Here is a 10248-nt window from a genome sequence, read left to right as displayed (position 1 = left end):
GAGCGGTGGGAGTAGCGGGAGCGGTGGGAGTAGCGGGAGCGGTGGGAGTAGCGGGAGCGGTGGGAGTAGCGGGAGCGGTGGGAGTAGCGGGAGCGCCGACAGCGCCGTGGGTGCGTCGGCCGTCCCCCCGGAACCCGCAGATCCCGACGCCCCCGCCTTCATCGTCTACACCTCCGGCACCACAGGGCCGCCCAAGGGCGCCGTGCTCCCCCGCCGCGCCGTCGCCTCCACCCTCGACGCGCTCCGGGACGCCTGGCGGTGGAGCGAGCGGGACACCCTCGTGCACGGCCTCCCGCTGTTCCACGTGCACGGCCTGATCCTCGGCGTCATCGGCCCGCTGCGCCGGGGCGGCGCCCTTCGCCACCTGGGCCGGTTCAGCACCGACGGGGTGCGGCGCGAGCTGTCCTCCGGCGCGACGATGCTGTTCGGGGTGCCGACGATGTACCACCGCATCGCCCAGGCCCTGCCCGGCGACCCGGACCTCGCCAAGGCCCTGGCGGCGGCGCGGCTCCTCGTCTCCGGTTCGGCGGCGCTGCCGGTCCACGACCACCAGCGGATCGCGGCGGCGACCGGGCAGCGGGTGATCGAGCGGTACGGCATGACCGAGACCCTCATGCTGTGCTCTTCCCGGTGGACACCCCCTGGCCCGCGGCCGAGCATGCGGGCTGACGGCGAGCCGCGCCCCGGCACCGTGGGCGTGCCGCTGCCGGGCGTCGAGCTGCGGCTCACCGAGGAGGACGGGACGACCGAGGTCCCGGGCAAAGACCCGGATGCGGTCGGTGAGATCCAGGTGCGCGGCCCGAACCTGTTCCTGGGGTATCTGAACCGGCCGGACGCCACGGCGGCGGCCTTCGCGCCGGGCGGCTGGTTCCGTACGGGCGACATGGCGGTACGGGACGCCGACGGCCATGTCCGCATCATCGGCCGCAAGGCCACCGACCTCATCAAGAGCGGCGGTTACAAGATCGGCGCGGGCGAGATCGAGAACGCGCTGCTCGAACACCCCGCCGTCCGCGAGGCCGCCGTCACGGGTGCCCCCGACGACGACCTGGGCGAGCGGGTGGTGGCCTGGATCGTCCCGGAGGACCACGGGCATCCGCCTACCGCCGACGCGTTGGCCGATCACGTGGCGTCCCGGCTCGCCCCCCACAAGCGTCCGCGCACCGTGCACTTCCTGGAGGCGCTCCCCCGCAACGACATGGGGAAGATCCTCAAGCGGTCCCTGGGAACCACGGGAGGCCGGAAGAGCCCGGTGGTCACGGAGAACCAGGCGGGCACGGAGAACCAGGCGGGCACGGAGAACCAGGCGGGCGCGGAGAACCAGGCGGGCGCGGAGAGCGCGGAGCGCACGGATGCCTGAGCACGCCTCGGCCCGCGCCGCTCTCGGCCTGGTCTGCGACCCCGGCTCGCTCGACGAACTGCCGTACGGAGACCGGGAAGACGCCGGGAGCGACGGCCCGCTCGACTGGGCGGGGTACGCCGACGCCCGCGCCCGCGCGGCCGAACGCACCGGCGAGAGGGAGTCCGTCGTCGCGGCCACGGCCACGGTCGGCGGCACCGGAACGGTCGTCGTCGCCTTCGATTTCGGCTACCTCGGCGGCTCCCTCGGGCGCGGCACCGGCGACCGCGTCGAGGCCGCCCATGAACACGCCCGCCGCCACGGCCTCCCCGTCGTCTCGCTGGTCGCCACGGGCGGCAGCCGGATGCAGGAGGGCATGGTCGCGCTCACCCAACTCCAGCGCCTGGCGCGCCAGTCGGCGCTCACCCGCGCCGCCGGGCTCGTCCAGATCGCGGTGGCCCGGGATCCGACGACGGGCGGCGGCTGGGCCACGCTCGGGGCCGGGGCGGACATCACCCTCGCTCTGCCGGGGGCCCAGATCGGGTTCGCCGGGTCCCGCGTCCGTCCGGCCGACACCGACCCGACGGCGTACGGCGCCGAGAGTCAGCTGGCGGCGGGCGCGGTCGACGCCCTGGTGGCCCCGGACGCGCTGGCGGAGGCCGTCGGCGGCTGGCTGCGGCTGCTCGCGCCCGGCCGCGCGGCCACGCTCCCCGCACCGGTGCCCGGGGCTCTCGGCCGGACCGACCTGCCGGACACCGGCCAGGAGGCGGTGCGGCGCGCCCGTGCGCCCGAACGCCCCCGCGCCGACGCCTACTTGGATGCCTACTTCTCCTTCCGGCGGGAGCTGTCCGGCGACCGGGCGGGCGGCACCGACGACGGCATGCGGTGCGGTTTCGGCGAGCGCGAGGGCCGTACGGTCGCGTACGCGGCGCAGTGCGGCACGGCGACGACGCCCGCCGGTTACCGCACCGCCATCCGCCTGCTGCGCCTCGCGGGCCGCCTCGGCGTCCCGGTCCTGACACTGGTCGACACGCCTGGCGCGGCCAACGACGCGGCGGCGGAACGCGCGGGCGCCGGGGCGGCCATCGCTGGGCTGTTCGCGGCGGTCGCCGAGAGTCCGGTCCCGGTCACCAGCCTGGTCATCGGTGAGGGCGGTTCGGGCGGGGCGCTGGCCCTGGCCGCGCCGGGTGCCACGTGGGTCGCTCCGGACGCGTACTTCTCGGTGATCGCGCCCGAGTCGGCCGCCGCCATCCTCAAACGTCCGGCGGAGGAAGCGGGCACGACGGCCGACCAACTACGCCTGCGCCCACAGGACTTGCTGGAGCTCGGCCTTGTCCGGGGCATCGCGAAACGAACAGGCGAGCAGTTGTTCGCTTGAACAGGTGATCGTCGCCCCAGAGTTTGCGTGAGGCACACGGGACCAACGATGCTTACGGGGCGCAAGCAACGGGCTGCAGACCGTAGCGACCGCATCGCGATGCACGTGCAAGTCCCACACACATGCGACACGCAAGACCGCAAGGAGAACGCACCATCATGAACCTGCTCACGGACATCCTCGCCGGCGTCATCCACTTCGTCGGGTGGCTGGTGTAACACGACCTGAGCCAGCGCGGCGCCGTCTCCCCCGGTCCCACGGGGAGGCGGCGCCGCCGCGTTCGCCCTTGGACACCGCCTCGGACGTGGTGGCGGGTGCGGCCCGCGCGCCCGAGCGGTCGGCGCGCACGCGGCGCCTCACGCCTGCGGCCACCGCGCGTCATACCGTACGAACCTCCGCCACTTCGCCGCCAGCAGCCACACGGCGGCCACGCACAGCGTCCCGCCGCCCGTGATCGCGACGGCCGGGGAGGTGAGGCCGCCGACCGTACCGGCCACGAAGTCGCCCAGGCGGGGGCCGCCCGCGACGACCACGATGAAGACGCCCTGGAGGCGGCCGCGCATCTCGTCCGGCGCGGCGACCTGGAGCATGGTGCCGCGGAACACCATGGAGATGGTGTCCGAGCAGCCGGCGAGCGCGAGGAAGAGAAGGCCCAGCCACAGGTCGCGGGTCAGGCCGAAGACGGCGACGGCCGCGCCCCAGCCGCTGACCGCGAGCACGATGCCGAGGCCGTGTCGGCGCACGCGCCCCAGCCAGCCGGAGAACACCCCGCCGAGCAGCGCGCCCACCGCGGGCGCGGCGACCAGCAGCCCGGTGGTGCGGGCGTCGCCGCCGAACCACAGCGCGGCGACGGCCGGGAAGAGCGCCTTCGGCTGCGCGAGGACCATCGCGCACATGTCGGTGAAGAACGTCATCCGCAGGTTCGGCCGCCCGGCCAGGAACCGCAGCCCGTCCACGACGGAGGCACGCCCCCGGCGTCGGCCCGCCGGGGTGTGCGGCAGCATCGCGGGCAGCCGCCACATCGCGTAGAGGGAGGCGGTGAAGGCGGCGGCGTCGAGGAGGTAGGCGGTCTGGTAGCCCCAGAAGCCGACCACGAGCCCGCCGAGCATCGGGCCGACGAGCGAGCCCGCGGTCTGGGTGATGGAGCCGAGGGCGTTTGCGGCGGGCAGGTGTTCGGGCGGGATGAGGCGCGGAATCATCGCGGTGCGGGCGGGCGCGTTGAGGCCGCCGCAGACCGCCTGCAGGGAGACGACCCCGTACAGCAGCCAGACCCGGTGGTAGCCGCAGAGCGCGGCGGTGGCCAGGGCGACCGAGAGGCCGCACAGGCCGAGCGCGCTGTACAGGCCGAGCCGGCGGCGGTCCACGGTGTCGGCGATGGCACCGCCGTAGAGGCCGAACAGGACGAGCGGGACCAGTGAGAAGAGGCCGACCAGGCCGACGGCGAAGCTGGAGCGGGTGATGTCGTAGACCTGTAGGGAGACCGCGAGGGCGGTCATCGACTGACCGGCCCGGGAGACGGTGTCGCCGGTCCACAGCCGCCGGAAGTCCGGGGACATCCGCAGCGGAGTCAGGTCGGCGAGGACGCGTCCGCGCCTCGCGGGCTCGATCTTCTCGGTGGCGGCGGGTGTGGGCGGTTCGGTCCGTTCCGGTTCGGTGCTGGTCACACGGGATGCTAACAGCGAGCCCGATGACCGAATTTTCCGATTTGCCCCATTTTTCACCCTTATGACATTGCCTCGCGCGGCCTATCCCAGCGGGCGACGGTCTCCGCGCCGCCGCACGATTCCAGACAGGGGCGCCACCCGGCGACCCGCCCACGGTCTGCGCTCTCGGGAGGACCTGCCATGACCGTCAGCATGGAGCAGTTGCGCCGCTGCCACTTCGCCGTCGACCTGGGCGCCGCCCGCACCCGCGTGTACGTGAAGGGCGCCGGCCTCGTCGTCGACGAACCGAGCGCCGCCGCGGTCAACACCCGCACCGGCGCGCTGATCGCCGTCGGCGAGTTCGCGGAGAAGATGACCGGCCGCACACCCGGCTACATCCGTGTCGTACGCCCCGTCTCCGGCGGCACCGTCGTCGACATCGAGATGGCCCAGCGGATGCTGCGCCACCTGCTGGGCGAGAAGCTCCGCCGTACCCTGCGCCGCAAACCGAGGCTGCGCGCGGCGGCCGCCACGCCGCACGACGCGGACCCGCTGGCGCAGCGCGCCACGGTCGAGACGCTGATCGGGCTCGGGGCGCGCCGGGTGGAGCTGGTGGACACGCTCATCGCCGCGGCCGTCGGCTGCGGGCTCCCCGTCGAGCAGCCCGAGGCCACCATGATCATGGTGTGCGGCGCCGCCACGACGCAGATCGCCGTGCTCTCGCTCGGCGCGATCGTGACGGCCGAGCGCATCCCCGTCGGCGGCGACGCCATCGACCACGCGGTGGTCCAGCACCTGCGCCAGCACCACGAGCTGATGCTCCCCTCGCAGTCCGTACGCCCCCTGCAACTCGCGCTCAGCGGCAACGGCCTCACCGCGGAGGGCCCCGAGCAGACCGAGATCCACGGCCGCGACGTGGCGACGGGCCTGGCCCGCTCCGTGCACGTCGACACCTCCGCGGTACGCCGCGCCATCCACACGCCGCTGACCGCCGTGCTCGACGGCATCGGCAAGGTGCTGCGCGACTGCCCGCCCGACCTGGTCGCCGACCTGGCTGACCGCGGGATCATGATGGTCGGCGGCTCCGCGCTGCTGCCGGGCCTCGACCAGATGCTGCGCAACGCGACGGGCATGCCCGTACACATCGCCGAACGCCCCGACGTCTGCTCGGTGCAGGGGCTCGGCGCGATGATGGAGGGCCGGATCCAGCCGCTGGCCCTCGACCCGCTGGCAGGCTGAGGACCGGAGCCGGGCAGACAGGGCTGGACTGGGCCAGAGCGGACTGGACCGGACTGGGCCAGAGCGCACTGGACCGGACTGGGCTGGCCTGGGCCGGAGCGGACCAGAGCAGACTGAACCGGACCAGAGCGGGCCGTACTGGACGGGAACGGGATCTCAGCGGGTCGGAGCACGAGGGGGAGGACAGGCGATGGCGGTGCCGGACGAGGGCGTACCGGAGCCGGAGGTGCCCGCCGGGCTCTCGGTTCTCCTGGCTGCGGTGCTCGACGTCGGCTCCGAACTCGACCTGCGCAGCACACTCCAGCACCTGACGGACAGCGCCGTCGCGCTGACCGGCGCCTGCCGCGGCGTGCTCGGCGTGCTCGACCAGGAACAGGGCGCCATCGTCGCCGCCGTCACCACGGGCGGCCCCCCGCCGAACGGCCCGCCCTGGCTGCCGCCCGACGTGCCGGTCGACGCCGTCCTGCACGAGCCTGAGGTCCTGGCCGTCCCCATCCCCGTACGGGAACACGGCCAGGACGCGGTTTTCGGGCGGCTGCGGCTGACCGGGAAGCAGGCACCCGGATTCAGCGGGGACGACCTGGAGCTCTTGCGTGCCCTCGCCGCCCAGGCGGGCATCGCCATCGGCAATGCCCGCCTGTACGAGACCGCCACCCAGCGGGAGCGATGGATCGAGGGAGCCGCGGCCGTCACCAACGCGCTGCTCACGGGGCGCGACGACGACGCGCTCACCACGGTCGCCGAACAGGCGCGGCGGCTGGCCGACGCGGCGGCGGGCGTCGTCCTCCAACCCACGGACGAGGGCGGGATGCGGATCGTGGCCGCCGCCTCCGCCGACGCCGACCCCGCCTCGCTGCTCGGCACCACGATCGAGCCGGGCAGCGCGGTCCTCGCCGAACTCCTGGCCGGGGAACCGGTGTTCATCGAGGACTCGGCGACCGACCCCCGGATGACCACGGAGGTACGGTTCCGGTTCGGGCCGAGCATGATGCTGCCGTTGCGCGCGGACGGGCAGCTGATCGGCACGCTCGCCCTGCCCCGGACGCGCGGCGACCGCCCCTACACGTCGGTGGACCACCGCCTCGCCACCCAGTTCGCCTCGCAGGCCGCGCTCGCGCTCGTCCTGGCCGACGCACGGGCCGGGCGGGAGCGGCTCGCCGTGTTCGAGGACCGTGACCGCATCGCCCGCGACCTGCACGACCTCGTGGTCCAGCGGCTGTTCGCGACCGGCATGATGCTGGAGTCCACGCAGCGCCGCGCGCCGGCCGGCGAGGTGCACGACATGCTCACACACGCCGTCGACGAGCTGGAGTCGACGATCCAGGAGGTTCGCACCGCGATCTTCGCGCTCCAGCAGCCGCCGGCCGACGCCCCGACCACATTCCGCGGCAAGGTGCTGCGGGAGAAGGCCGGCGCCGCCGCCGTGCTCGGCTTCGCCCCTTCGGTGCACTTCACCGGTCCGGTCGAGGCGGCCGTCCCCGAGCCCGTGCAGGGCCATCTCCTCACGGCGCTGCGCCGCGCCCTGGCAACGGCCGCGCGCCGCCCCGCCGTCTCCCGCATCGACGTCTCGGTGGACGCCGAGGCCAGGCTGCCGGACGGACGTCCCGCGGTCCGGCTGACCGTGACGGACGACGGGCGGCGGGAGGACGCCGACACCGACGGCGGGACGACCGTGACGTGGCAGTCGCCGCTGTGAGATCGACCGGGGTCAGGGCCGGTCACGACCGAAGCCTCGGTGAACCACGGGGGAACTCTCGGCATCCTTTCGGTTCGGACCGCTGTTCGACGACGCGGGCACGCCTAGCATGACCTGGTCGTAAGCACCGGTGGTAAGCCCCAGCGGTAAGCCCCGGCCGTCAGTCCTTTTTCCAGTCGTACGTCTTGGCCGTCCGTCTTGGCCGTCCGTCTTGGCCGTACGCGCAGTTGTTCCGGGAGGCGTTGGATGCCGCGTATACCCGTCACCCGGGTCCGGCTCTGGTCGGCCGCGGCCGTCGCGCTCGTGATCGCCGCCACCGCCGGGACGCTGATCGTCGCGTCGGGGCGCGGCGCGCACTCCGCGCGGACCTCCGGGGACGGGTTGCGCCACACCGCCGTCGAGGTCTCCCGCAGCCACTGCGGCCGCGGCTGGACCGACCCGGCCCCCGGCACCCAGGTCTTCGACTTCCACAACCCGACCGACGGCGCCGCCGAGGTCTACCTGGAGGACCCGGAAACCGGCGCCGTCTACGGCGAGGTCGAGGGCATCGGTCCCGGTACGACCCGGCACCTGACGGTCCGTGTCGGCAAGGGCGCCTACGCCTTCAAGTGCGTGCCGGACGACGCCGACGCGGTCACCGGGCCCACCGTGCGGGTCCGCTCGGGCCGTCGCGGCCCGGCCGCCGTCCCGGTCACCCAGCACGACCTGATCCCGCCGTCCATCGCCTACCAGAAATGGGTCGGCAGCGGCCTCGGCACCCTGGCGAAGCAGACGGCGCGGCTGCGTGACGACATCGACCGCGGCGACCTCGGCGCGGCGCGCGCCGACTGGCTGACCGCGCACCTCCAGTACGAGCGGCTCGGCGCGGCGTACGACGCGTTCGGCGAAGCGGACGCCGCGATCAACGGCACCGACGCCGGGCTCGCGGGCGGCGTCCACGACAAGCACTTCACCGGCTTCCACCGCGTCGAGTACGGGCTGTGGCACGGTGAGTCGGCGCGGGACCTGCGCGCCCCGGCCGCCGCCCTGCTCACGTCGGTCACCACACTGCGCGGCGACTGGTCGCAGACTCGCATGGACCCGGCCCAACTCGGGCTGCGCGCACACGAGATCGTGGAGAACACCATCCAGTTCGAACTGACCGGGCGGACCGACTACGGCAGCGGCAGCAACCTCGCCACGGCCCGCGCCAACCTCGACGGCAGCCGCGAGGTGCTGGACCGCCTGCACCCGATCCTCACCACCCGCTATCCGGAACTGGCGGACCTGGAGCGGGAGTTGGATCGAGCCCGGTCACTCGTCGGCGGCTTCCGGCACAACGGCCGGTGGACCCCGCTCGACGGACTGAGCCGCGCCCAGCGGGAGCGGACCGACGCCGTCTTCGGCGACCTGGCAGAACGGCTCGCCTCGGTGGCGACCCTGTGCGACCCACGGAGGACAGCGTGAGTGAGGACGGTCTGGGTACGAGCGGTCCGGTTACGGACGGTCTGAGTACGGGCAGTCCGAGTACGGGCGGTCCGGGTACGGGCAGTCCGACTTCGGGCAATCCGGGTACAGGCGGTCCCAGCGCGGAGGAGACGACCGGCGCCGGTCGCTGCCCCGGCGTCGCGCGGCGCGGCTTCCTGCGCGGCGCGGCCCTCGCGGGCGCCGGGCTAGCGGCGGGCGGCGCGGCCGCCCCGGCGCACACCAAGGACTCCGACTACGCGGCGCCGCGGGCGCACGGCGCCGCCGCCCCCATGCCGCCCTTCCACGGCACGCACCAGGCGTCCGTGATCGCCGCGCCACGCCGCACCTGCGTGTTCGCCTCGCTCGACGTGACCGCCGACGACCGCGCGGGCCTGGCCGAGTTGCTGCGCACGCTCACCGAACGGGCGCGGTTCCTCACCTCGGGCGGCACCCCGGCGCAGGCCGGGATCACAGGGCCGCCCGCCGACTCGGGGGTGCTCGGGGAGCGGGTGCCCGGTGGGCAGCTCGCGGTGGCGGTCGGCGTCGGCGCCTCGCTCTTCGACGACCGGTACGGTCTCGGCGACCGCAGGCCACGGCAGTTGTCCGCGATGCCCGCCTTCCCCGACGACGACCTGCGCCCGGAGTGGTGCCACGGCGACCTCAGCCTCCAACTGCACGCCGACACCGCCGACACGGCGCTGCACGCCCTGCGCGACATCGCCCGCCACACACGCGGCGGTATGCAGGTGCGCTGGCGAATGGACGGCTTCAGCAGCCCGCCGCGCCCCTCCGGCACCCCCCGCAACCTCCTCGGCTTCAAGGACGGCATCGCCAACCCGGACACGGGCAGCGCACGCGCGATGAACCGCCTGGTGTGGGTGGGCAAGGGGTCGGGCGAGCCGGAGTGGGCGGTCGGCGGCAGCTATCAGGTGGTGCGGCTGATCCGGATGCTGGTGGAGTTCTGGGACCGGGTCTCGCTCAGTGAGCAGGAACGCATGTTCGGCCGGTCGCGGGCCACCGGCGCGCCGCTGGACGGTGACCACGAGTTCGACGCGCCGAATTACACCGACGACCCCAAGGGCGACGTCATCCCGCTCGACTCGCACATCCGGCTCGCCAACCCGCGTACTCCGGCCACCGCCGACCAGCGCATCCTGCGCCGCGCGTACAACTACGACCGCGGCATGGACTCCAACGGCAACCTCGACATGGGCCTGCTCTTCGCGTGCTATCAGCAGGACCTGAGGCGGCAGTTCGAGACGGTGCAGCACCGCCTGGCGGGCGAGCCGCTGACCGACTACGTCAGCCCGTTCGGCGGCGGCTACTTCTTCGCGTTGCCGGGCGTACGGGACAAGAGCGACTGGTACGGTCGGGCGCTCCTCGCGTGACCGAAAACGACCGACCCGAAGGTCAAGAGCGGGTCAAGAGTTGGTACGCCATCCCTGACTCTCTGTTCACTCTTGAGCCATCCTGACTCTGCCGGTGCGCCGTACACCGGTTCGAGCAT

The 10248-nt window shown here is 73.7% G+C and carries 6 protein-coding genes and 1 pseudogene; 6 read left to right on the top strand and 1 reads right to left on the bottom strand.

All coding sequences use genetic code 11. The annotated features are described in order from the left end of the window. A pseudogene (locus tag OFY01_RS02610) lies at nt 1-1225 on the top strand (AMP-binding protein); the annotation flags it as partial. Nucleotides 1226-1352: 127 nt separating this feature from the next. Beyond that, a complete protein-coding gene (locus OFY01_RS02605) occupies nt 1353-2717 on the top strand; it encodes a carboxyl transferase domain-containing protein (protein ID WP_266595881.1) in 1365 nt (454 codons plus the stop codon). Nucleotides 2718-3073: 356 nt separating this feature from the next. Here the strand turns inward: OFY01_RS02605 and OFY01_RS02600 are convergent, their stop codons facing one another. Continuing rightward, nucleotides 3074-4381 carry an MFS transporter gene (locus OFY01_RS02600; protein ID WP_407700266.1) on the bottom strand — a complete coding sequence of 436 codons (1308 nt, stop codon included), beginning with the start codon at nt 4379-4381 and terminating at the stop codon, nt 3074-3076. A 180-nt stretch (nt 4382-4561) separates the two neighbouring features. Here OFY01_RS02600 and OFY01_RS02595 point away from each other — a divergent pair, with 180 nt between their 5' ends. The 4 genes from OFY01_RS02595 (at nt 4562) to efeB (ending at nt 10129) form a co-directional block, all read left to right on the top strand. After that, nucleotides 4562-5599, top strand: a complete 1038-nt coding sequence (locus OFY01_RS02595; protein WP_266595879.1) for a rod shape-determining protein — start codon at nt 4562-4564, stop codon at nt 5597-5599. 190 nt (nt 5600-5789) lie between these two features. Further along, entirely contained in the window at nt 5790-7295 is a 1506-nt protein-coding gene (locus tag OFY01_RS02590; RefSeq protein WP_266595877.1) for a GAF domain-containing protein, read from the top strand. 246 nt (nt 7296-7541) lie between these two features. Continuing rightward, on the top strand, nt 7542-8741 hold the full coding sequence (locus OFY01_RS02585) for an EfeM/EfeO family lipoprotein (protein WP_266595876.1): 1200 nt from the start codon (nt 7542-7544) through the stop codon (nt 8739-8741). Continuing rightward, nucleotides 8738-10129 carry an iron uptake transporter deferrochelatase/peroxidase subunit gene (gene efeB / locus OFY01_RS02580; protein ID WP_266595874.1) on the top strand — a complete coding sequence of 464 codons (1392 nt, stop codon included), beginning with the start codon at nt 8738-8740 and terminating at the stop codon, nt 10127-10129. Before OFY01_RS02585 ends, efeB begins: the two co-directional genes overlap by 4 nt. Nucleotides 10130-10248 lie beyond the last annotated feature (119 nt).

The organism is Streptomyces beihaiensis (assembly GCF_026274175.1).
Lineage (GTDB): Bacteria > Actinomycetota > Actinomycetes > Streptomycetales > Streptomycetaceae > Streptomyces > Streptomyces beihaiensis.
Note: the sequence above shows the minus strand (reverse complement) of the source record. Positions and strands in the feature narration are given on the sequence as shown.

Excerpts from the sequence above, each read along its gene's own strand:
- OFY01_RS02585 (WP_266595876.1), top strand. The coding sequence starts at position 7,542 with ATGCCGCGTATACCCGTCACCCGGGTCCGGCTCTGGTCGGCCGCGGCC.
- OFY01_RS02605 (WP_266595881.1), top strand. The coding sequence starts at position 1,353 with ATGCCTGAGCACGCCTCGGCCCGCGCCGCTCTCGGCCTGGTCTGCGAC.
- OFY01_RS02590 (WP_266595877.1), top strand. The coding sequence starts at position 5,790 with ATGGCGGTGCCGGACGAGGGCGTACCGGAGCCGGAGGTGCCCGCCGGG.
- OFY01_RS02595 (WP_266595879.1), top strand. The coding sequence starts at position 4,562 with ATGACCGTCAGCATGGAGCAGTTGCGCCGCTGCCACTTCGCCGTCGAC.